Genomic DNA, 20,654 nt, shown 5'->3' with positions numbered 1-20,654 from the left:
GCCATCCTCAGGCTGCGGAACTCCGGGGCTTGAGGCGCGGCTCACGCGGAATGCGCCGGCGCTCTGCTTCGCCACGCGGCTTCATCTCGTCGGGCACGGCCGAGAAATTCACCGCCAGCTTTGTCATCGATCGATGGGCATTGCGGCATTCCGTATCAATGCGCTCGATGCAGCCCATGACCTTGGTCTGGAACTGCAGAAGCCGCCCAACGATATCCTTGATCCCGCCCGAATCTCCGCTCAACCCCGCCTCTTCGATGCGGCACATCACCCGCGTCACGGCCAGCCCCGAGACGATGCGCTGCAATTGCCGGACCTGGGTCACCAGCTCTTCGGTCCGTTTCAGCATCACGTCGGCCCGGGCGCTGAACTTGCGCGTATGGGGTTGGATGATCGCCGATTCGGCCTCCATCGATATCCCCGGCGGCAGCATATCCTCGGCCTCGAACCGTCGGAACGCCTCTTGCAGCAGCGACACCGCGGCCAGGCCAAACGAATCCTCATCCAGTATCTCGAGCAGGCTGTCGTAGATCCCGCCCATCGTGGCATTGGCCGCCTCGATCTCCTTGGTCAACAGATCGTAGTTCTGGGAAATGATCTGAATGGTCACGGCCACATCGCCGAACCGCGTCGCCTGGATCCGCAGGTTGGTCGGTGTGCCCCGAATGCTCTCGAAGGTTCCGCGCACCTCGTCCAGTTCCTTGCCAATCTTCAGGACGCATGCCTTGAGATCCTCCAACCCGTCGAGCACCGGATCGGGTTTGCGGCCAAGCGCGGTGCGCCGTGCGCCGATCTCGGACCGGACCCAGGCCGCCATGGCATCGCGATAGGATGTCCGTCCATGCTGCTTGAGAAAGACCCCGATCCGATCGACACCCTCTTCGATCGACATGCCTTGCCGCTCGGCATCGAGCAGCTGTGCATAGACGCCTTTCACCGTGTCGAAGATCGGGCTGCTCGGCTTCAGCCGCACGGACACGAACCCGTCCTCAACCGGCAGCGCAATCGCAAAGACCCAGTAATGGCGCCCGTCCTTCGCCCGGTTCTTGACATAGGCGCCCACCGGCTTGCCGGCCTTGAGCATGTCCCAGAACAGCCGAAAAACACATTTCGGCATGTCCGGATGGCGGATCACCTTGTGCGGCGCGCCCAGCAATTCTTCCCAATCATAACCCGCCAGCCGTTGAAAGGTCTGGTTGCCCGAGCGGATCACCCCCCTTTCATCGGTCCGGGACATGAACAGGTCCTCGATTCGGAAATCGGCCACCTCCTGTTCGAAATTTGCTGTCTGGCGCACGGCTTCGGTCAAGGCTGCCCCCGGAATCTGGATCTTGCGTGTCCCGAATTGCTACACATCAATCGCTAACAGCCCCTTACTGCGCACGCGGTTTGCGGCACGGGTCGAAACCGGCTAGAGCAAGGGCGATCCAGGGACTTGGAGTTACCCATGAGCACCATCATCGACATTTTCGCCCGCGAAATCCTCGACAGCCGGGGCAATCCCACGCTCGAGGCCGAGGTGACGCTGGAAGACGGCACGATGGGCCGCGCCGCGGTGCCTTCGGGCGCCTCCACCGGGGCCTACGAGGCGGTTGAGAAGCGCGACGGCGACGCCAGCCGCTACAAGGGCAAGGGCGTTCTGGAGGCCGTCGCGGCCGTGAACGGCGAGATCGCCGAAGCCCTCGTCGGTTTCGATGCCACCGAACAGGTCGCCATCGACACGGCCATGATCGAGCTGGACGGCACCGACAACAAGGCCCGGCTGGGCGCAAACGCCATTCTCGGTGTCTCGCTGGCCGTGGCCCGCGCGGCCGCCGATTTCTCGGCGATGCCGCTTTATCGTTACGTGGGTGGCACTTCGGCACATATCCTGCCGGTGCCGATGATGAACATCATCAATGGCGGCGAACATGCCGACAACCCGATCGACATCCAGGAATTCATGATCATGCCGGTCGCCGCGGATAACATCCGTGACGCCGTGCGCATGGGCTCCGAAGTGTTCCACACCCTGAAGAAAGAGCTTTCCGCCGCCGGCATGTCCACCGGCCTGGGCGACGAAGGCGGATTTGCCCCGGAACTGGCCTCCAGCCGCGATGCGCTGGATTTCATCCTGAAGTCGATCGAAAAGGCCGGCTACAAGCCCGGTGAAGAGATCTTCCTGGCGCTCGATTGCGCCGCCACGGAATACTTCAAGGACGGCAAATATGTCCTTGCCGGTGAAGACAAAACCCTGGATGCAGCCGAGAATGTCGCCTACCTGGAGGCCCTGGTGAAGGACTATCCGATCATCTCGATCGAAGACGGCATGTCCGAGGATGACTGGGACGGCTGGAAGATGCTGACCGATGCCATCGGTGACAAGGTCCAGCTGGTGGGCGATGACCTCTTCGTCACTAACCCGGCCCGTCTTGCCGAAGGCATTTCAAAGGGTTGTGCCAATTCGATGCTGGTGAAGGTCAACCAGATCGGGTCGCTGACCGAGACATTGAAAGCCGTCGAGATGGCCCATCGTGCGCGTTACACCAACGTCATGTCGCATCGTTCGGGCGAGACCGAGGACACCACCATTGCCGACCTGGCCGTGGCCACCAATTGCGGTCAGATCAAGACCGGCTCGCTGGCGCGCTCGGACCGGCTGGCCAAGTACAACCAGTTGATCCGCATCGAGGAAAACCTGGGCGAGATCGCTCAATACGCCGGTGCGTCCATCCTGAAAGGCTAAGCCGGTGCTGGTTGTCGCGGACCCCGTCAGCCCCCGGGATTTCGATGATATCCGGGCGCTGGCCCGGGCGTTCCGCGACTTCCTCGCCACCTTGCCGCCACCCGACGACGTAGTGGTCACTTATGCCTACCAGCCAGAGGCTTACGAGGAGATCCTCAGCCGGATCGAAACGCTTCACGCGCCGCCTCGTGGGGCGCTGAAACTCGCCCGGCTCAACGGCGCCGCCGTCGGCTGTGGCATGATGCAGACGATTTCCCCCGGTGTGGCCGAGATCAAGCGGGTCTTCGTGGCTGACACGGCCCGTGGCACGGGCGCCGGTCGCGCCGTGATGCAGGCCCTGATCGACGAGGCCCGCGGCCTCGGCTTTCACCGCGTCTGCCTCGACACGGCCCGCGTCCTGACATCGGCCCGCCACCTCTATCCTGCTGTCGGTTTTCGCGAATGCGCCCCCTACTGGCCGGCTCCGCCGCATCTTGCCGAACGGCTTGTCTTCTTCGAAATGGATTTGTGATCACAACCCACAAGGGCCCTCCATGACCGCCGACCAGATCATCGCCGCGCTGAATCTTGCGCCCCACCCCGAAGGCGGCCATTACCGCGAAACCTGGGCCAGCCCCGGCGCCGATCGTGCGCAGGCCACCGCGATCTACTTCCTCTTGCGCAAAGGCGAGCGCAGTCACTGGCACCTGGTCGATGCCGATGAGCTCTGGCTGTTCCATGCCGGCGCGCCGCTGATCCTGTCGCTGTCCCCAGATGAGGCCGGCCCGGCAACTGACCATCTCCTGACATCCGATCTTTCCACCGGAGCGCCCCAGGTCCTTGTCCCGGCCGACCATTGGCAAGCCGCGCACACCACCGGCGACTGGACCCTGGTCAGCTGCATCGTCTCCCCCGGTTTCCGCTTCCAGGGCTTCACCCTGGCGCCCCCCGGCTTTGACATCCCCAAGGCCTGACGCCCCCTGCTTCTTTCTCTTCTCAAGTATTCCCGGGGGAGTCCTCCACCGGAGGACGGGGGCAGCGCCCCCTCATCGGCCAGCCAGACTACCGAACCTCAGGCTCCTGACGGACAACTGACAACCCCGCCACCGACCAGCGCCCGCACCCCGGTTGTTGTCGCACAGGAGGTCGCCATTCCCCTGGCCACCCGCACCGCAAGGAAGGCAAAGGCCTGGGCTTCCAGCATGTCACCATCGAGCCCTACGGCTTCCACCGGCTCGACACGGCAATCCAGCGACACCCGCAGCATCTCCATCAAAACCGGGTTCTTGCGCCCGCCCCCCGTCACCAGCAAGCGCTCGGGTGGCGCCGGACAATGCTCCAGCCCTTGCAGGACACCGGCCGCGCACATCCCCGTCAGGGTCGCTGCGGCATCGCTGTCGCCAAGCTCGGACACCAGCTCGATCATCTCGGCAAAATCGTTGCGATCCAGCGATTTCGGCGGCATGCGCGTGAAATAGGGCTCTGCCAGGAACAGCTCCAACGCGCCGGTTTCCACCCGTCCCCGGGCTGCCAGTTCACCGTTGTGATCACAATCACGCCCCAGCCGCCGCTTGACCAGGTCGTTGATCGGCGCATTTGCCGGCCCGGTATCAAAAGCCAGCAACGCGCCGGGTGCTTCGGGGGTCGCCTTGGCCGGATCGACCCAGGTCAAATTACCCACCCCGCCCAGGTTCAGAAAGCCCAGCGGCCCGGTCGCCCCGATCCACCGGGCACAGGCAAAATGATAGAACGGCGCCAGCGGTGCGCCCTCTCCGCCCAAACGCACGTCATCGCTGCGAAAATCCCAGACAACCGGCGCGCCCAGATGCTCGGCCAGCGCCGCCCCGTCCCCCACCTGCAAGGTCCCTTGCAGGCGCGGCGCATGGGCCAGCGTCTGACCGTGAAAACCCACGATATCGATGTCGCGAAACTCCGACAGCAGCTCGGCATGGGCGGCGTCGATCACCCGCGTCGCCGCCTCGACCTCGGGCCCCGACCAGCGCCCAAGGGCCGCGCGCAAAACTTCCTGCTCCTCGGGCGAATAGGGCCGATAGCCGGTCTCGCCAAATTTTGTGATCACATGCCCGTCAGTCTCGATCACCGCTGCATCGACCCCGTCCAGCGACGTGCCCGACATCGCCCCGAGCGCGCGAAGCGTATGACTGCCCTTGATGGCCTTATTCATGGCCTTTTCCTTTGCCTGACTGCCGCCTATACACTGCCTCGCATTTCAAAGCCGAGGCAAGCCATGACCTACCATCCGAAATCGGACTTCATGCACGTCATGATGGAACGCGGATTCCTGGCGGACTGCACGGATTATCAGGGGTTGGACGACGCCCTGATGTCCGGCCCGCAGACGGCTTATATCGGCTATGACGCCACCGCCAAGTCGCTGCACGTGGGCCATCTGCTCAACATCATGATGCTGCGCTGGTACCAGAAATGCGGCCACAAGCCGATCACCCTGATGGGCGGCGGCACGACCAAGGTGGGCGATCCGTCCTTCCGGTCGGACGAACGGCCGTTGCTGGATGGCGCCGCGATCGACGCCAATATCGCCGGCATGAAGAAGGTTTTCGACCGCTACCTCGCCTATGATGACAGCGCGGCCGGCGCCTTGATGCTCAACAATGCCGAATGGCTCGATGCGCTCAACTATCTCGATTTCCTGCGCGACATCGGGCGGCACTTCAGTGTCAATCGCATGTTGTCCTTCGAATCGGTGAAGTCCCGGCTGGACCGCGAGCAATCGCTGTCCTTCCTGGAGTTCAACTACATGATCCTGCAGGCCTATGATTTCCTTGAGCTCAACAGGCGTTACGGCTGCCTGTTGCAGATGGGCGGGTCGGATCAATGGGGCAATATCGTCAACGGGATCGACCTGACCCGGCGCGTCGCGGATCACGAGATCTTCGGGCTGACGACGCCGCTCCTGACAACCTCCGATGGCCGCAAGATGGGCAAATCGGCGGGCGGCGCGATCTGGCTGAACGGCGACATGCTGTCGCCCTACGAGTTTTGGCAGTTCTGGCGCAACACGACCGATGCCGACGTTGGCCGGTTCCTCAAGCTCTATACCGAGCTGCCCGTCGAGGAATGTGATCGCCTGGCCGCACTGGAAGGGTCCGAGATCAACGCTGCCAAGATCCGGCTGGCCAACGAGGTGACAACCCTGCTGCACGGCGCCGAAGCGGCACAGGCAGCCGAGGCAACCGCCCGGGAAGTCTTTGAAAAAGGTGGCGTGGGGGACGATCTGCCGACCCTGACGCTGACCGCCGAAGAGCTGGGCGACGGCATCTCGATCGTGCAGCTGATCGTGCGGACGGGCCTGGCCAAGTCGGGCAAGGAAGCCAAGCGGCTGATCGCCGAGAACGGCGCCCGGCTGGATGATGCGCCGCTCAGCGACAGCGGGCTGATGATCGACGCCGCCGCCCTGGCCGCGCCGCTCAAGCTGAGCGCCGGGAAAAAACGCCACGCGCTGGTTCAGTTGCAAGGCTGATCCATGCCCCTGTCCCACAGCTGGGACAGGGGTCGCTTGCCGGCATTTCAATGAGTTGCGGCGGCGGATTTACCATTTGTCAGGACTTTGTGGATAAGTTGATCCAACGCGGTTAACCCCGTGTTAGGACTTGTGGCGCTCTTATGGCGACATGTTCGATTCCGCGCCGCCCCGCTCCCAACCACGACCGCTGCTGCAAAGCCCGGCCTTCTTCCGCGCCCTGACCGCCGCCGGCCTGCGCCCGGCCCGGCTGGCGGATGACACGCTCCTGACAACCCGCCGATTGCCCGGCGGATTGCGCCTGTCCCATATCCCGCGCGGCGCGCTTGATCCGGCGCGCCTGCCCGACCTGGTTGCCGACGCCGGGCTGCGCAACCGGCCCTTCCTGCTGTCACCCGATCGCCCCTGCCCGGCCTTGAGGCGGATCGGCGCCCTGCGCACCGGCTGTGAACGGCAGGTCATCGAATTGTCGTTGCAGGGCGATCTGTCCGCCGGGCTGGACCCGATGTGGCGGCACCGGCTGGGGCATGCGATGCGCCATGATCTGAGCGTGACTCGCCAGAACCTGCCGATGGATCCGGGTCACTGGATTTTCGGCACGCCACGGCCTGCCACGCGCCACCGGGATCGCCGCCTTCCTGCCAGTGTCCTGACATTGGCCTATGCCGCCGCAAACCCCGGGGATGCCAAGCTTTTTACCGCGTTCGTCGGCACGACGCGGATCGCTGCAACGCTAATCCTTCTGCATGGTGATGCGGCCACCTGGCACCTGGCCCGGACCACGCCCCATGGCCATGCCCGCGCCGCCCATTACCTGTTGGTGTGGGAGGCAATGCAATGGCTGGCAGAGCATGGTTATGAACGGTTCGATCTGGGGCCGTTGGAGGGTCCCGCGCCCGAAACCGCAACCTTCCGGCTTGGCACAGGCGCCATGGCCCGGCCGACCGGTGGCACATGGGCCTGGTGGCCGCCGTTGGCACATCGCCGGTTACGCGCCCATCCCGGACCGACGGCCAGCCGGATGCACCCCGCCCCGTGACGTGCCAAGCCTTGTCTGCATGGCGCGTCGGCCCGGTGTCAGCCCTCGGCTTTCTCTTCGAGGGTCAACCATTCCTCTTCGGAGGCGGCCAGCTTTTCCTGGCGCTGCACCAAGGCCTCGGTCGCCTTGCGGAACTTCACCGGCTCACGGGTGAACAGCTGGGGATCGGCCAGCAGTTCTTCCAGCTTGCCAATCTCGGCCTCCAGCCGTTCCATTTCCGCAGGCAGCGCCTCAAGCCGGTGTTTCTCGGTAAAGGACAGGCCCGACTTGGGCTTTTCCACCGCTTTCGGCGCCGCCTTGACCACTGGTTTGGGCTTGTCAGCCACCGGCTCGGCCCGCTCGGGGCGCTGCGACAAGTAATCCGACCACCCCCCGGCATAGGCCGTGGCCCGCCCGTCGCCTTCCATCGCGACGGTGGTTGTCGCCACCCGGTCGAGGAAATCACGATCGTGGCTGACCAGCAGAACGGTGCCGTCGTAATCGTCGAGCAGCTCCTGCAGCAGGTCCAACGTTTCGATGTCGAGGTCGTTGGTCGGTTCGTCCAGCACCAGCACATTGGAAGGCTTGGCCATCAGCCGCGCCAGCAACAACCGCGCCTTCTCACCGCCTGACAGCGACCGGACGGGCGCGCGAACCTGGCGTTCGTCGAAGAGGAAGTCCTTGAGATAGCCCACCACATGGCGCGGCTGACCGCGCACCATGACCTGATCGGCCTGTCCCGACACTTTCATCGACGGATCGGTCGTCAGGCTGTCCCACAGCGTTGCATCGGGATCGAGCTGGGCCCGGGCCTGGTCGAAGACGGCGATTTCAAGGTTGGTGCCGTGCTTGACCGTGCCGGCATCTGGCGCGACCTCCCCCAGGAGGATCTTGAGCAGGGTCGTCTTGCCCACGCCATTGGGCCCGACAAAGGCGACCTGATCGCCGCGGTTGACCAGGATCGAGAAATCGCTCGCGATGGACCGGTCACCGAAGGCCTTGGAAATGCCGATGGCCTCGATGACCTTCTTGCCGGATTTCGGCCCCGAATCGAGCGCGAGATCCGCCGTGCCCTGGCGCCGGATCTGACCGGCACGTTCCGCCCGCAGATCCTGCAGCGCCCGGACGCGGCCCATGTTGCGCTTGCGCCGGGCCGAGATGCCCTCGACGGCCCAGCGGGCCTCGGCCTTGATCTTGCGGTCCAGCTTGTGGCGGGCGGAATCCTCGTCTTCCCAGACCTTGTCGCGCCATTCCTCGAACCCGTCAAAGCCCCGGTCCTGGCGCCGCACCGCGCCGCGATCGATCCACAGCGTGCCACGGGTCAGCGCGCGCAGGAAGGCGCGGTCGTGGCTTATCAGAACAAAGGCGTCGCGGGTGGATTTCAACTGGTTTTCAAGCCAGGCGATGGCCTCGATATCGAGGTGGTTGGTCGGCTCGTCCAACAGCATCAGGTCGGGCGCTTCGGCCATCAGCCGGGCCAGCGCCGCGCGCCGGCGCTCGCCGCCTGACGCGGTGCCAACCGACCGGCCGGGATCGAATTTCAGCCCTTCGGCCACCTGCTCGACCTTGTAAAGCTCGCCCGGATCGAGGCTGGCCGAGGCGAAATCACCCAGCGTGGCAAAGCCGGCCATGTCGGGATCCTGTTCCATGTAGCCGACCGACGTGCCCTGGGGCACGACAACCTGGCCGCGGTCGGGCTCGACCAGCCCGGCCATGACCTTCATCAGGGTCGACTTGCCCGATCCGTTGCGGCCAACCAGCGCCATGCGGTCGCCTTCGTGGACGACCAGGTCGAGGTCGGAGAATACGGGCTCGCCGCCAAAGGTCAGCGAGATGTCGGTGAGTTGCAGAAGCGGGATACGGGCCATGCGCGCCAGCTAATCAGCGCGCGGGCCGGCGTCAACGGGGCATCGGAGCGCCCAGGCGTTTCACCCGGCCACGGCGCGCAGCAGTTTCTTGCGGGCGGGGGGAATCGCACCGATTTCCAGCCCCGTGAAGACATGCAGCGTGTTCATCTGGCGGTCGACCACGGCATGATCGCTGACCCATCCGCCCATCAGAAGGTAGGTGCGCAAGAGCGGCGGCATCGTGAGCATGGCCTTGCGGGCATCAGGCTTGCGCCGCAGCCGGGCGGCAAAGCGAAAGATCTCGGGCGCCTTGACCCGGGGCAGCCAGCGCGGCGGCGCCAGGTGGCGGGCCTTGAGCATGGCAAAAGCGTCGAGATAAGTGTCGGTTTCGGTGCCGGCGAAGGACGAACAACCGAAGAGCATCTGCACCCCCTGTTCATCGACCAGCCGGGTCATGGCGCCCCAGGCCACGCGCAGGATATCGGGATCGTGCCAATCCGGATGGATACAGAACCGCCCCAGCTCGACCATGCGGCCCTGGAACCCGGCGAGGGCATCCAGCTCGTAGAATTGTGCTGAATAGCTGCGCCCGAGGTCCCCGCCGCCTTCGAGAAGCAGCAGGCGGTAGCAGCAAACCAATGTATTCGTGCGCAAATCCCGGATCATGACATGCAGACACAATTCGTCAAACATGTCCGCGTCGGGATCGCTGAGGCCGAAGCACCGGCCGCGCAGGGCCTGGGCCGCGGCCAGGTCGCCGCGGTCCTGCGCAAAGCAGGCCCGATACTTGCCGCGTGTCAGGGACGGCAGGCTGAACGAAGGCAGGGTCAGGGACATCGGGGGGCTCCGGTCTGTCAGCATCTTGCGCGACCGCCGACCGGGGGCCCGGTCGCGGCGGCAGTTCGCAGCCGATCCTAACAGATTGGTATTGCCCCTGCGCCGGTTTTCCGACGGTCCAGCCGTGGACGGGGCGCGGGTGTCCGGCAGCTGAAGATGCGACGCGGAACCACCATGCAGGCAAGCCAAAAGGTGGAAGCAGGGGCAAGGCATCAAGAGGCGGCGGCAGTCGTACTGACAGTGACAGTGACAGTGACAGTGACAGTGACAGTGACAGTGGAACAGGAACAGGAACAGGAACAGGAACAGGAACAGGAACAGGAACAGGAACAGGAAGACCGAGACCAAGGTCAAAGGGAAGAGGAAGAGGAAGAGGAAGAGGAAGAGGAAGAGGAAGAGGAAGAGGCAAGCACCCAAACGGGCGCAGGCGCAAGCGACCGATCAACGGACGACACCAGGCGAGACTCGAAACGAAAACGCCCCCGGCACCAAGGGGCCAGGGGCGCGAATGAAGTGAGTCCCGCCAGCGAACAGGCGGATCAGACGCCGCCGGGCCGGAAGTTGCCGATGTTGCCCAGCAGCTGGCGCAGGAAGGTCTTGTCGGTGATGCCGGTGTTGGTGACCCGGCGGGTCAGCGGCACGACACGGCCGTCTTCCAGCGCGAAGGTCTCGATGTTGCGCACCACGTCGCCGCCATCGAAGCTGATCGCCACCAGCTTGCGCTCGACCTCTTTCGCCGAGGTGCCGTAAAGGCGCACCTTGCTGGAAACATAGTAATAATCGCTGTTTTCCAGCAGCCCGATCGACGACGGGGCGCCGACAGTTTCGGCCACGCTGTCGCGGGTGTCGACGCCGACGACGATCTGGGACAGGTCGGCATCCGAAGGCGTATACCCGTGGTTGCGATACTGGGCCGTGCAGGCCCCGAGGCCGGCCACCAGCATCAGCGCCGCAGCAGAGCGCATCCCTGCCCGGACGCCGTTCCGGTAACCTGTCGCGCGGAGGATCATGCCTGCCCCTTGTCTTGCCGTTTCATGACTTCTATCCCGATACCCCAATCCGCCTGCAAGGTTCAAGAAACGAAAAGAGGCCGGCAATGACCGATGCGAAGCACGAAGGCGACAAGATGCGCGTGGCCGACCTGAGCCAGGCCGCCCCCACCGCCTTTGCCCTGAAACCCGACGCCCCTGCCCTGAAGGCCATCGCCGCCGAACTGGGGCTGGAAGGGCTGCGCAAGCTGCGCTTTGAAGGCCGCATCGCGGCCGAGGGCAAGCGCGACTGGCTGCTGACCGGCCGGCTGGGGGCCACGGTGGTCCAACCCTGCGTGGTCACGCTGGCCCCGGTGACCAGCCGCGTGGAAAGCGATGTGCGCCGGCTGTACGTCGCCGGGATGGAAACGCCCGAGGGCGAAGAGATCGAGATGCCCGAGGATGACGACCAGGAACCGCTGGGCCGCGAGATCGACCTGGGCGCGGTGATGATCGAGGCGTTGTCCCTGGCCCTGCCCCTCTACCCGCGCGCCGACACGGCCGAACTGGGCGATGCGGTCTATACCGAGCCGGGCAAGACCGCGATGACCGACGAGGACACCCGGCCCTTTGCCGCGCTGGCCGCCCTGAAGGGGCTGGGCGACTCGGCCGGCGGTGAAAACGAGGACGACGACGACAGCGGCAAAGACTGAGCCGGCCGGGGCCCGGACAACGGGCGCCGATGCCCGGTGACCAAGGGTCATGCAGGGCAAAAACCGCCCGCCCCGCCCCCCTGCCGGTCAGTTTCCTCTTGCGCAGCAACCGCGAATCCGTATTTTCGCGCCTTCATCGAATTTAGGGTTGGACAAGCGAGTGGCCGCGGCCTAAACGCTCGTCACGCCCGAGAGTGTGACACAAGCAAACGCGGCCCGCCGGATCGCCGGGGCCCAGAGAAGGTAAGGTTGAGACATGGCCGTTCAACAGAACAAAGTCTCCAAATCGCGCCGCAACAACCGTCGCGCCCATGACGCGCTGGTCGCCGCGAACCCGAATGAATGCCCCAACTGCGGGGAACTCAAGCGTCCGCACCACGTGTGCGCGTCCTGCGGTCATTACGATGACCGTGAGGTTGTCGCGATCGGCGAAGAAATCGATCTCGACGAAGACGCAGCCTGAGGGCTGACCCCGAACAGGTTTCAGTGACCCTGCCCTCGTGACGCCGTCCTTGCCTCCGATGCCCGACCGGACCGACCGTATCGTCATTTCGGTCGATGCCATGGGGGGAGACAAGGGTCCGGCCGCGGTCGTGGCAGGGTTGAACCATTCGGTTCTCAAGAATCCCGACATCGCCTTCATCCTGCACGGACCGAAGGACGAGCTGGAGGCCCTGGTCGCCAAGCGGCGCAAGCTGCAGGACCGGGTCGAGATCCGGCATGCCTCGGACGTGGTCACGATGGAGGACCGCCCGAGCCATATCATGCGTCACGGCAAGGGCACGTCGATGTGGTCGACGCTGGATGCCGTGCGCAATGGCGAGGCAACCGTCGCGGTCAGCTGCGGCAACACCGGCGCGCTGATGGCGTTGTCGATGGTGCGCCTGCGCCGGCTGGACGGCGTGTCGCGCCCGGCCATTGCCGTGCTCTGGCCATCGCGCAACCCGCAGGGCTTCAACGTGATGCTCGATGCCGGGGCCGATATCCGGGCCGATGCCCGCGATCTTCTGCAATTCGCCCTGATGGGCACGTCCTACGCACGCAACGGGATGGGGCTGAAACGGCCGCGCATCGGCTTGCTGAACGTGGGCACCGAACAGGGCAAGGGCCGTCCCGAGCTGCAGGAAGCCCATGCGCTGATCGCGCGCAATGCCGAGAGCGCGCAATATGATTTTGTCGGTTTCGTCGAGGGCGGAGACCTGCCCGGCGACGTGGTCGACGTGATCGTGACCGACGGATTTACCGGCAATGTCGCGCTGAAGACCGGCGAAGGCACCGCCGCGCTGATCGGCGACCAGCTCAAGAAAAGCTTCCGCATGACCCCCCTGTCGCGCCTGGCCGCGATGCTGGCCTATCGCCCGCTGCAACGGCTGAACAAGCGCATCGACCCGCGTCGGGTCAATGGAGGGGTGTTCCTGGGGCTGAATGGCACGGTGGTGAAATCCCACGGCAGCGCCGATGCCACCGGGGTGTCGGCCGCGGTCAAGCTGGCCTTCCAGCTGGCCCAGTCGGACTTTTCGCAAAAGATCGCCGCACGGCTTGCATCCGTCGACCTCCTTGACCATGATGGTCAGGGCGAAACCTCCGTCGAACACACAAGCATAAAAAAAGGGCAGTCCTGACAGATGGTTAGCCGTGCCGTGGTCCAGGGCGTCGGGCATTACCTGCCGGAACGCGTGGTCCCCAACAGCCATTTCGAAACTTTCCTCGACACGTCGGACGAATGGATTCGGACCCGCTCGGGTATCGAACGCCGGCATTTCGCAGCCGAAGGCGAGACGACCTCCGAGCTGGCCGCCCATGCCGCGCGCAAGGCGCTGGCCAATGCCGGGATGGAGATCGGCGAGATCGATGCGATCATCGTTGCGACTTCGACGGCCGACCTGACCTTCCCGTCCGCCGCGACCATGGTGCAGGCCGAGCTGGGCATGACCAGGGGCTTTGCCTTTGACGTTCAGGCCGTCTGCGCGGGGTTCATCTTTGCCCTGGCCAATGCCAATGCACTGATCGTGTCGGGCCAGGCCGAAACCGTGATGGTGATCGGCGCCGAGACCTTCAGCCGGATCATGGACTGGACCGACCGGTCGACCTGCGTGCTGTTCGGCGATGGCGCCGGGGCGCTGATTCTCAAGGCCGATACAGGCGCGGGCACCCCCGCCGACCGGGGCGTGCTGTCGACCGACCTGCATTCCGACGGCCGCTATCGCGAGCTGCTCTATGTTGATGGCGGGGTCAGCACCCAGACCACCGGCCACCTGCGCATGCAGGGCAACCAGGTCTTCCGCCACGCGGTCGAAAAGCTGGCCTCGACGGCTGCCACCGCGCTGGACAAGGCCGGGCTGAGCGCCGCTGATCTCGACTGGATCGTGCCCCACCAGGCCAATATCCGCATCATCCAGGGCACGGCCAAGAAGATGGGCCTGCCGATGGACAAGGTGGTCGTGACCGTTCAGGATCACGGGAACACCTCGGCCGCATCGATTCCCATGGCCCTGTCCGTGGGCGTCGAACGGGGCGAGATCAAGACCGGCGACCTGCTGGTGACCGAAGCCATCGGCGGCGGTCTGGCCTGGGGCGCCGTCGTTCTGCGCTGGTAGGCGCAGCCGCGGAACCGATTCCCGATCAATTGGGCCCCGGTTTTGCATGAAACCGGGCAAAACCCGGGCCGATGGCCCGGGCCGGATGGCGTATGAATACTCAACTTTCGGTTGAAACAGGTAATTCGCCGCCGAAGCCGCTTCGCGCAATTCGTTGATATTGACAGCTAAATTGCCTTCACCATATCCTTTCTGAAAAGCACGGGGAAGGGTATGGGTGAAAAGACACTGACGCGGATGGATCTGAGCGAAGCGGTGTTCCGCGAAGTAGGATTGTCCCGCAATGAAAGTTCGCAGCTTGTGGAAAGCATGCTGGAACATATGTCCGATGCATTGGTGCGGGGGGAGCAGGTGAAAATCTCGTCCTTCGGCACGTTCACCGTGCGGGACAAGTCCGCCCGGGTCGGGCGGAACCCGAAGACGGGCGAAGAGGTGCCGATTCAGCCGCGCCGCGTGTTGACCTTCCGCCCGTCGCACCTGATGAAGGACCGCGTTGCCGCCGGCAACAAGTCTTAAACCGGAACGATCAAGGCCTGGCCTGAATGGACAAATCGCCCGACGCCTTTCGCACCATAAGCGAAGTTGCAGACTGGTTGGGCATTCAGGCGCATGTCCTTCGATTCTGGGAAAGCAAGTTCACCCAGGTGAAACCGGTCAAGCGGGCCGGCGGGCGGCGCTATTACCGCCCGGCGGACATGTTGCTGCTTGGTGGCATCAAGAAGCTGCTGCACGAAGACGGGATGACCATCAAGGGCGTCCAGAAAGTGCTGCGCGAACAAGGCGTTGCCACGGTGTCCGAGCTGTCGCAAGCCCTGGATGACGTGGCCGTCAGCGCCGACCGGCCGCGCCGGGCCCATACGGTGGTGCCCTTTGAACAGCGCGGTTCGGTCCTGGATGGGCGGGTCAGCGACCAGGGGCAGATCGAGCTTGAGCTGGGCGCCGATGGCGGGCCGGTGCGGGCCGATGACGACGACGACATGGTGATCGAGGGCCATTTCACCGACGCGCCCGACACGCCCCCCACCTTTCAGGCCCGGCGTCCTGCCGCCCCGATGGGCCCAATCGACGACCCCGAGGCCGAGACCCCGGCCTTTGCCCCCGGGACCGAGGCGCCCGTCCACGCGCCCGAAGGTGAGGCGCCCATCGGGCCCGAGGGTGAGTCGCCCGCCGATGTGCCCGAGCCCGAGACCTCCGCCGATCCGGTGCCCGTGCCCTCGGCCGAGGAAAGCGACATCGCGCGGGACCCGATCCCGCCGTCTCCCTTCGCGACCGAGCCAGAGCCGGACGCATCGGAACCGGCCATGGCGACCGGACAGGACGACACCGCCGAATCCCCGACGGCCGACACGCCGGACGAAGACGATGCCCCGGCCGCTGCACTGCCGACCTTCCGGCGCCACAGCCTGAAGCCCGTGGTCAGCGACTCTGTCACGCCCCCGGATACTTCGGTCACCGACACCCCCGACAGCGCGCCCGCCCCTGCCCCGCAGGATGATGCTGCGGCCACCGTGCCGTCCGACCCCGTCGCGGACAGCCAGCCGGACCACCCGGCACCGGAGCCGGAAGAGACCGCCAGTGACGCGCCCGCCGACCCGGCCCCCGAGGCCCCGCGCCCGCGCATCGTCGACGCACCCGATCCGCCCGCGGATGATGCCGTGGCCGCCGCGCCCGGCGTGCTGTCGCAGCTGGCCGCACTGGACCGCCTGTCACCCGACCAGCACGACGAGATCGCTGCCCTGGCAGAGGCGCTTGAGGCCCTGACGGCCGCCCGTGCCGGCCAGCACGCCGCCCAGTAACCCCGGCCGCGTGCCGGTCACCGGCCGTATTTCCACCCCTCTTCCCCCTGCCCACCGCGCCGGCTCGCGCGGCCCGCTTGCTTGCCGCGACGGCAGGTGCGCCGGGGGCAAAATCTCCTGCAAATCTCTCCGGATTCCCCCTTGCCCCCGCCGGCGAAATCTTTATGAACACTCAAACGTCGGGCTATGGCGCAGCCTGGTAGCGCGTCCGTCTGGGGGACGGAAGGTCGCAGGTTCGAGTCCTGCTAGCCCGACCAGATCCGCCGATCCAATCCGGGATCGGCGATCGAACATCCCGAAAGAACCAAGAGGAAAAGGAGCCCGTTTCACATGAGTGGCGTCCTTTCCGACACGGGCATCCGCCGGCTGATCGACAGCCGCGCGTTGACGGGAACCTCAGACATTCTCCCCGACCAGATCCAGCCCGCCAGCCTCGACCTGCGGCTGGGGCACACGGCCCATCGCCTGCGGGCGTCCTTCCTGACCGGAAAGGATGCCACCGTCGCCGAACGGCTGGACGAGCTGGAAATGCACCGCATCGACCTGAGCGACGGGGCGGTGCTGGAAAAGGGCTGTGTCTACCTCGTGCCCCTGATGGAGCGCCTGTCCCTGCCCGCCGGCATCTCGGCCGCGGCCAATGCCAAGAGCTCGACCGGGCGGCTCGATCTGCTGACCCGCACCGTGATCGACGGGGGCACCGAATTCGACCGGGTGCATGGCGGCTACGATGGCCCGCTTTATGCCGAAATCTGCCCGCGCAGCTTTTCGGTGCTGGTGCGCCCGGGCATGCGGCTGAACCAGATCCGCTTCCGCGATGGCCAATCGGTGCTGGACGACGACGCGCTGCGCGCTCTGCACGGGCAAAGCCCGCTGGTCGACAGCGACGCGCTGATCCAGGACGGGCTGGGCTTTTCCGTTGATCTGCGGCCGCAGGGCTCGACCCTTGTGGGCTATCGCGCCAAGCCGCATACCGGGCTGATCGACCTGGACCGGATCGGGGCCTATGATCCGGCCGATTTCTGGGAAGAAGTGCATTCCGAGACCGGGCGCATCATCCTTGATCCGGGGGCCTTCTATATCCTTGTCAGCCGCGAGGCGGTGCATATCCCGCCCGATTACGCCGCTGAAATGGCGCCCTACCTGGCGATGGTCGGCGAATTCCGCGTGCATTACGCCGGGTTCTTCGACCCGGGCTTCGGCCATGCGGCCGCCGGGGGCGCCGGGGCGCGGGGCGTGCTGGAAGTGCGCTGCCACGAGGCGCCCTTTGTGCTGGAACACGGCCAGGTCGTCGGGCGGCTGGTCTACGAGCGGATGTCCGAACCGCCGGCCACGCTTTATGGCGCGGGAATCGCGTCGAATTACCAGGGCCAGGGCCTGAAACTGGCCAAGCACTTCCGGGGCTGACCCCTTCTGACATGACATTCGACCGGACCGGGGGCGAGATCGCCCGCCGGCCGTCAGCCCGTGGTCACAGCCGGGTGACCTTGCGCGCCAGCCGGGCAGCCTGACGGGCCTGTTGGGCCTTTTTCTGGGCCTGCTTTCGCATCTGGCGGTCGGGATCCTGGCCGGGTTCTTCCCGGTTGTCGTCCGCCTGTTCGTCCGGCGCCCGGTCGCGCCCGCCCCAGGGGCCGTCCGGCGCGGGCGGCGGGGGTGGCGGCGGCGTCAGGATGGCCTCGTCGCTTTGCGCGGTTGCGGGCTGCGTCACCGCGCGCCGTGCAGGCGGCGGCGGGGGTGGCACGTAAACGTCCTCTTCGGCTGGCGGCGGGGGCGGCGGCATGTCCTCCGCGCGCGCGGCCGGTTGGTCACCGCGCGACAGCGTCGGGCGCACCTGCCGGGCCTGCTGGCGCGGCGGTTCGGGTGGCGCGTCCTGTGTCACCCGGCGCGGCGGCCGGGACCTGGACACGCGGGGCGGCTCGTAATCGTCGTCATGATCCTGCACGGGTTGGCCACGGCGGCCCTTGCCGCCCTGCCCCATGTGTTTCTCGGCAGCCCGAAAGCCCGCGTTGATCCCCCGGCTCATGATCTGTCGCATGAACATGCGCACGAACATGTTGATGTATCTGTCCATCTGGCGCTCCATCGGTTGGGACACATATAGCCCCCAATCGCGACGTTTTCAGGGCCGGAAGAAGATGTTTCAGTCCTCGAAGAGCTCGGTCTGGTCCTCGCCGCCGATCTCGCCCTCGTCCTCGTCATCCTCGTCGCCCGATCCCGGAAGCGGCCGGCTTTCCAGCAGGCCGGCGGCCCGCAGTTCCTTGACGCCCGGCAGGTCGCGGGCGCTTTCCAGGGCGAAATGGTCCAGGAAGGTCGGCGTGACCACGAAGGTCACGGGCCGGCCCGGCGTCATGCGCCGGCGGCCCAGGCGGATCCACTCCATTTCGAGCAGCTGGTCGATCGTGCCGCGCGACACCGACACGCCGCGGATTTCCTCGATCTCGGCCCGGGTGACCGGCTGGTGATAGGCGATGATGGCCAGGGTCTCGATCGCCGCACGCGACAGCTTGCGTGTCTCGACGGTTTCCTTGCGCATCAGAAAGCCCAGGTCGGGCGCCGTGCGAAAGGCCCAGGCATCGCCCACGCGCACCACCCGCACGCCGCGCCCCTCGTAGCGCTTGCGCAGATGCGCCAGCGCCTCGGCCGCGTCGCAGCCATGGGGCATGCGGGCCTCAAGCTCGCGGCTCGTGATCGGCTCGGCCGTGGCAAAGAGGATGGCCTCGATCATGCGCTCCTGCTCGGCGATGGGCGGCGCGTCAAAGAGGCTCTCTTCCTCGTCTTCGGGGCGCGTGTCGCGGTCGTCGCGGTCCAGCTCGTCGCGCATCTCGTCGCGCATCTCGTTTGGCCGCGGATCGGCCTGGGGGCTGTCGTCGGGCGTGTCGCTCATCGCTCGTCCTTCCGGCGGCGCAGTTCGATCGGCGCGAAGGTCTCGCTTTGCCGCAATTCCAGTTTTCCTTCCTTCACCAGTTCAAGCGAGGCGGCAAAGGTCGCCGCCGTGGCCGACCGCCGGCGCACCGGGTCGGCGCCCCAGCCATCGGGCAGGTAGGACGTCAGATCCGTCCAGCTGCCGGCAAAGCCGATCAGCCCGCGCATCCGGTCCAGAGCCTGTTCCATCGTGAACACCGAATCCCGGTCCATGACAAACGGACGAAAATCGTCACGTGTCCTGATCCGCGCATAGGCCTGCATCAGGTCCAGCAGCGTGGCCGAATAGGTCACCGTGCGAATGCGCGTCACGTCCTCGGTGACGCCCCGGGCAAAGATGTCACGGCCCAGCCGGTCGCGCGCCATCAGCCGGGCGGCCGCGTCGCGCATGGCCTGCAGGCGCTCCAGCTGGAAGGCCAGGTGGGCGGCCAGTTCCTCGCCCGTCGGGCCTTCTTCGGTCGGGTCGGGCGGCAGCAGCAGGCGCGATTTCAGAAAGGCCAGCCAGGCCGCCATCACCAGGTAATCGGCGGCCAGTTCGATGCGCAGCGCCTTGGCCTTTTCGACAAAGGCCAGGTATTGCCGGGCCAGTTCCAGCACCGAGATCTTGCGCAGGTCGACCTTCTGGGTGCGCGACAGGGTCAGCAGCACGTCCAGCGGGCCTTCGAACCCGTCGACATCCACGATCAGCGCCTCGGCCGCCAGCCGGTCCTCGACGCTTTGCTTGTCGTCCTTGAAAAGGTCCTCAGTCATCACCCGGCCCGCGCCCTGACAGGGCATCAAGCTCGGCCTCGACGGCGGTCATGTCAAGCGGCCGGGGCGGCTGGCGTTGGGCCAGCGCCCGTTCGGCCCGGGCCCAGCCCGCCGCGCTCATCTCGCCGGCGGCCTCGGCCACGGCAATGCGCTCGGCCAGGGGCTGGTTGCAATGCAGCACGACATCGACCCCGGCGGCCAGCGCAGACCGCGTGATCTCGGCCGCCGTGCCGGCCAGGGCCTTCATCGAGATGTCGTCGGTCATCAGCAGCCCGTCAAAGCCGATATCCTCGCGGATCAGGGCGATCATCTCGGGCGACAGGGTCGCCGGAGCGGGGGCAATGCGGTCAAAGACGATATGCGCCGTCATGCCCATGGGCAGGTCGTTCAGGGCGCGGAACGGCGCGAAATCCACGTCCGACAGCTCTTCGAGCGACAGGCCGACGCGCGGCAGGTCGTGGTGGCTGTCGGCCCGGGCCAGCCCGTGGCCAGGCATGTGCTTGGCCACGGGCAGCACGCCGCCATCCAGGAAACCCCGGGCCGTCGCCCGGCCCAGCTCGGCCACGGTGTCGGGATCGGTGCCGTAGCACCGGTTGCGCAGGAACGGATGGGTCTCGTCGCGGGCCACGTCCAGCGTCGGCGCGCAATTGGTGTCGATGCCATGGCGCCGCAGATCCTCGGCGATCAGCCGGGCACGCAGGTACATGGCGCGCGGGGCGCCAGCCCCGGCGGCCTCGGCAAAATCCAGCGGAGGCAACCATTTGCGCGCCATCGGCGGCCAGATCCGCTGCACTCGTCCGCCTTCCTGGTCGATCAGGATCGGCGCATCGCGGCCCACGGCCTCGCGCATCTCGTCGGTCAGCGCGCGCAGCTGGTCGGGCGCGTCGACATTGCGCGCGAACAGGATGAAACCGAAGGGATCGGCATCGCGGAAAAAGGCCTTTTCCTCGGCCGTCAGCCGCAGCCCGTCGGCATCGAGTATGGTTGCGCCCGGACGTGCCAC

Annotated in this window: 21 protein-coding genes and 1 tRNA gene; 13 read left to right on the top strand and 9 right to left on the bottom strand. The window is 65.9% G+C overall.

All coding sequences use genetic code 11. From position 1 onward, the window contains the following. Positions 1-7 precede the first annotated feature (7 nt). A complete protein-coding gene (locus ACK3BB_RS10955) occupies positions 8-1,297 on the bottom strand; it encodes a PAS domain-containing protein (RefSeq protein ID WP_428924685.1) in 1,290 nt (429 codons plus the stop codon). Positions 1,298-1,447: 150 nt separating this feature from the next. Here ACK3BB_RS10955 and eno point away from each other — a divergent pair, with 150 nt between their 5' ends. From eno to ACK3BB_RS10940, 3 genes are read left to right on the top strand one after another with little or no spacing between them, the layout of a single operon-like run. Beyond that, positions 1,448-2,725 carry a phosphopyruvate hydratase gene (gene eno / locus ACK3BB_RS10950; protein WP_428924684.1) on the top strand — a complete coding sequence of 426 codons (1,278 nt, stop codon included), beginning with the start codon at positions 1,448-1,450 and terminating at the stop codon, positions 2,723-2,725. A 4-nt stretch (positions 2,726-2,729) separates the two neighbouring features. Further along, positions 2,730-3,236, top strand: coding sequence for a GNAT family N-acetyltransferase (locus tag ACK3BB_RS10945; protein WP_428924683.1), 507 nt, complete (start codon positions 2,730-2,732; stop codon positions 3,234-3,236). Positions 3,237-3,258: 22 nt separating this feature from the next. Continuing rightward, the gene (locus tag ACK3BB_RS10940) at positions 3,259-3,678 is read left to right on the top strand and encodes a cupin domain-containing protein (protein WP_428924682.1); all 420 of its coding nucleotides are present in this window, start codon (positions 3,259-3,261) and stop codon (positions 3,676-3,678) included. Positions 3,679-3,776: 98 nt separating this feature from the next. On the opposite strand, the gene ACK3BB_RS10935 is transcribed toward ACK3BB_RS10940, so the two are convergent. After that, positions 3,777-4,889 carry an anhydro-N-acetylmuramic acid kinase gene (locus tag ACK3BB_RS10935; RefSeq protein WP_428924681.1) on the bottom strand — a complete coding sequence of 371 codons (1,113 nt, stop codon included), beginning with the start codon at positions 4,887-4,889 and terminating at the stop codon, positions 3,777-3,779. Between the two features lie 63 nt (positions 4,890-4,952). Between ACK3BB_RS10935 and tyrS the strand changes: the two genes are divergently transcribed. Both tyrS and ACK3BB_RS10925 read left to right on the top strand, forming a co-directional pair. Then, the gene (gene tyrS, locus ACK3BB_RS10930; protein ID WP_428924680.1) at positions 4,953-6,206 is read left to right on the top strand and encodes a tyrosine--tRNA ligase; all 1,254 of its coding nucleotides are present in this window, start codon (positions 4,953-4,955) and stop codon (positions 6,204-6,206) included. Positions 6,207-6,357: 151 nt separating this feature from the next. Continuing rightward, positions 6,358-7,245 (top strand): GNAT family N-acetyltransferase, encoded by an 888-nt coding sequence (locus ACK3BB_RS10925; protein WP_428924679.1) that lies wholly within the window; start codon positions 6,358-6,360, stop codon positions 7,243-7,245. 38 nt (positions 7,246-7,283) lie between these two features. Here the strand turns inward: ACK3BB_RS10925 and ACK3BB_RS10920 are convergent, their stop codons facing one another. The 3 genes from ACK3BB_RS10920 to ACK3BB_RS10910 form a co-directional block, all read right to left on the bottom strand. Beyond that, the gene (locus tag ACK3BB_RS10920; protein ID WP_428924678.1) at positions 7,284-9,092 is read right to left on the bottom strand and encodes an ABC-F family ATP-binding cassette domain-containing protein; all 1,809 of its coding nucleotides are present in this window, start codon (positions 9,090-9,092) and stop codon (positions 7,284-7,286) included. Positions 9,093-9,152: 60 nt separating this feature from the next. Then, on the bottom strand, positions 9,153-9,908 hold the full coding sequence (locus ACK3BB_RS10915) for a GNAT family N-acetyltransferase (RefSeq protein ID WP_428924677.1): 756 nt from the start codon (positions 9,906-9,908) through the stop codon (positions 9,153-9,155). A gap of 539 nt (positions 9,909-10,447) precedes the next feature. Beyond that, positions 10,448-10,918 carry an outer membrane protein assembly factor BamE gene (locus tag ACK3BB_RS10910; protein ID WP_428924676.1) on the bottom strand — a complete coding sequence of 157 codons (471 nt, stop codon included), beginning with the start codon at positions 10,916-10,918 and terminating at the stop codon, positions 10,448-10,450. An 86-nt stretch (positions 10,919-11,004) separates the two neighbouring features. Between ACK3BB_RS10910 and ACK3BB_RS10905 the strand changes: the two genes are divergently transcribed. From ACK3BB_RS10905 to ACK3BB_RS10870, 8 genes are all read left to right on the top strand, one after another. Continuing rightward, positions 11,005-11,589, top strand: coding sequence for a YceD family protein (locus ACK3BB_RS10905; RefSeq protein WP_428924675.1), 585 nt, complete (start codon positions 11,005-11,007; stop codon positions 11,587-11,589). A gap of 256 nt (positions 11,590-11,845) precedes the next feature. Next, complete coding sequence (gene rpmF / locus ACK3BB_RS10900) at positions 11,846-12,052, top strand: 50S ribosomal protein L32 (protein WP_428924674.1); 207 nt, start codon at positions 11,846-11,848, stop codon at positions 12,050-12,052. 58 nt (positions 12,053-12,110) lie between these two features. After that, a complete protein-coding gene (plsX, locus tag ACK3BB_RS10895) occupies positions 12,111-13,211 on the top strand; it encodes a phosphate acyltransferase PlsX (protein WP_428928723.1) in 1,101 nt (366 codons plus the stop codon). A 3-nt stretch (positions 13,212-13,214) separates the two neighbouring features. Beyond that, complete coding sequence (locus ACK3BB_RS10890; RefSeq protein ID WP_428924673.1) at positions 13,215-14,186, top strand: beta-ketoacyl-ACP synthase III; 972 nt, start codon at positions 13,215-13,217, stop codon at positions 14,184-14,186. Positions 14,187-14,399: 213 nt separating this feature from the next. Then, entirely contained in the window at positions 14,400-14,702 is a 303-nt protein-coding gene (ihfA, locus tag ACK3BB_RS10885) for an integration host factor subunit alpha (protein WP_428924672.1), read from the top strand. Positions 14,703-14,728: 26 nt separating this feature from the next. Then, entirely contained in the window at positions 14,729-15,982 is a 1,254-nt protein-coding gene (locus ACK3BB_RS10880) for a MerR family transcriptional regulator (RefSeq protein WP_428924671.1), read from the top strand. Positions 15,983-16,162: 180 nt separating this feature from the next. After that, a tRNA-Pro gene (locus tag ACK3BB_RS10875) sits at positions 16,163-16,239 on the top strand. A gap of 73 nt (positions 16,240-16,312) precedes the next feature. Next, positions 16,313-17,386, top strand: coding sequence for a 2'-deoxycytidine 5'-triphosphate deaminase (locus ACK3BB_RS10870; RefSeq protein ID WP_428924670.1), 1,074 nt, complete (start codon positions 16,313-16,315; stop codon positions 17,384-17,386). 64 nt (positions 17,387-17,450) lie between these two features. Here the strand turns inward: ACK3BB_RS10870 and ACK3BB_RS10865 are convergent, their stop codons facing one another. The 4 genes from ACK3BB_RS10865 to ACK3BB_RS10850 form a co-directional block, all read right to left on the bottom strand. Beyond that, on the bottom strand, positions 17,451-18,050 hold the full coding sequence (locus tag ACK3BB_RS10865) for a hypothetical protein (RefSeq protein WP_428924669.1): 600 nt from the start codon (positions 18,048-18,050) through the stop codon (positions 17,451-17,453). 69 nt (positions 18,051-18,119) lie between these two features. Then, positions 18,120-18,800, bottom strand: coding sequence for an SMC-Scp complex subunit ScpB (gene scpB / locus ACK3BB_RS10860; RefSeq protein WP_428928722.1), 681 nt, complete (start codon positions 18,798-18,800; stop codon positions 18,120-18,122). A 59-nt stretch (positions 18,801-18,859) separates the two neighbouring features. After that, positions 18,860-19,651, bottom strand: a complete 792-nt coding sequence (locus ACK3BB_RS10855) for a segregation and condensation protein A (RefSeq protein WP_428924668.1) — start codon at positions 19,649-19,651, stop codon at positions 18,860-18,862. Continuing rightward, a complete protein-coding gene (locus tag ACK3BB_RS10850) occupies positions 19,644-20,654 on the bottom strand; it encodes a glycoside hydrolase family 3 N-terminal domain-containing protein (protein WP_428924667.1) in 1,011 nt (336 codons plus the stop codon). Before ACK3BB_RS10850 ends, ACK3BB_RS10855 begins: the two co-directional genes overlap by 8 nt.

Origin of the sequence: Marinibacterium sp. SX1 (assembly GCF_050389775.1) — a bacterium.
Taxonomy (GTDB): Bacteria; Pseudomonadota; Alphaproteobacteria; order Rhodobacterales; family Rhodobacteraceae; genus Marinibacterium.
Note: the sequence above shows the minus strand (reverse complement) of the source record. Positions and strands in the feature narration are given on the sequence as shown.

What these genes read in the sequence shown, in the direction of transcription:
- ACK3BB_RS10940 (WP_428924682.1), top strand. Translation starts at nt 3,259, where the DNA reads ATGACCGCCGACCAGATCATCGCCGCGCTGAATCTTGCGCCCCACCCC.
- eno (WP_428924684.1), top strand. Translation starts at nt 1,448, where the DNA reads ATGAGCACCATCATCGACATTTTCGCCCGCGAAATCCTCGACAGCCGG.
- tyrS (WP_428924680.1), top strand. Translation starts at nt 4,953, where the DNA reads ATGACCTACCATCCGAAATCGGACTTCATGCACGTCATGATGGAACGC.
- ACK3BB_RS10920 (WP_428924678.1), bottom strand. Translation starts at nt 9,092, where the DNA reads ATGGCCCGTATCCCGCTTCTGCAACTCACCGACATCTCGCTGACCTTT.
- ACK3BB_RS10855 (WP_428924668.1), bottom strand. Translation starts at nt 19,651, where the DNA reads ATGACTGAGGACCTTTTCAAGGACGACAAGCAAAGCGTCGAGGACCGG.
- scpB (WP_428928722.1), bottom strand. Translation starts at nt 18,800, where the DNA reads ATGCGCGACGAGCTGGACCGCGACGACCGCGACACGCGCCCCGAAGAC.
- ACK3BB_RS10905 (WP_428924675.1), top strand. Translation starts at nt 11,005, where the DNA reads ATGACCGATGCGAAGCACGAAGGCGACAAGATGCGCGTGGCCGACCTG.
- ACK3BB_RS10915 (WP_428924677.1), bottom strand. Translation starts at nt 9,908, where the DNA reads ATGTCCCTGACCCTGCCTTCGTTCAGCCTGCCGTCCCTGACACGCGGC.
- ihfA (WP_428924672.1), top strand. Translation starts at nt 14,400, where the DNA reads ATGGGTGAAAAGACACTGACGCGGATGGATCTGAGCGAAGCGGTGTTC.
- plsX (WP_428928723.1), top strand. Translation starts at nt 12,111, where the DNA reads ATGCCCGACCGGACCGACCGTATCGTCATTTCGGTCGATGCCATGGGG.
- ACK3BB_RS10925 (WP_428924679.1), top strand. Translation starts at nt 6,358, where the DNA reads ATGTTCGATTCCGCGCCGCCCCGCTCCCAACCACGACCGCTGCTGCAA.
- ACK3BB_RS10910 (WP_428924676.1), bottom strand. Translation starts at nt 10,918, where the DNA reads ATGATCCTCCGCGCGACAGGTTACCGGAACGGCGTCCGGGCAGGGATG.
- ACK3BB_RS10890 (WP_428924673.1), top strand. Translation starts at nt 13,215, where the DNA reads ATGGTTAGCCGTGCCGTGGTCCAGGGCGTCGGGCATTACCTGCCGGAA.
- ACK3BB_RS10935 (WP_428924681.1), bottom strand. Translation starts at nt 4,889, where the DNA reads ATGAATAAGGCCATCAAGGGCAGTCATACGCTTCGCGCGCTCGGGGCG.
- ACK3BB_RS10865 (WP_428924669.1), bottom strand. Translation starts at nt 18,050, where the DNA reads ATGGACAGATACATCAACATGTTCGTGCGCATGTTCATGCGACAGATC.
- rpmF (WP_428924674.1), top strand. Translation starts at nt 11,846, where the DNA reads ATGGCCGTTCAACAGAACAAAGTCTCCAAATCGCGCCGCAACAACCGT.
- ACK3BB_RS10880 (WP_428924671.1), top strand. Translation starts at nt 14,729, where the DNA reads ATGGACAAATCGCCCGACGCCTTTCGCACCATAAGCGAAGTTGCAGAC.
- ACK3BB_RS10870 (WP_428924670.1), top strand. Translation starts at nt 16,313, where the DNA reads ATGAGTGGCGTCCTTTCCGACACGGGCATCCGCCGGCTGATCGACAGC.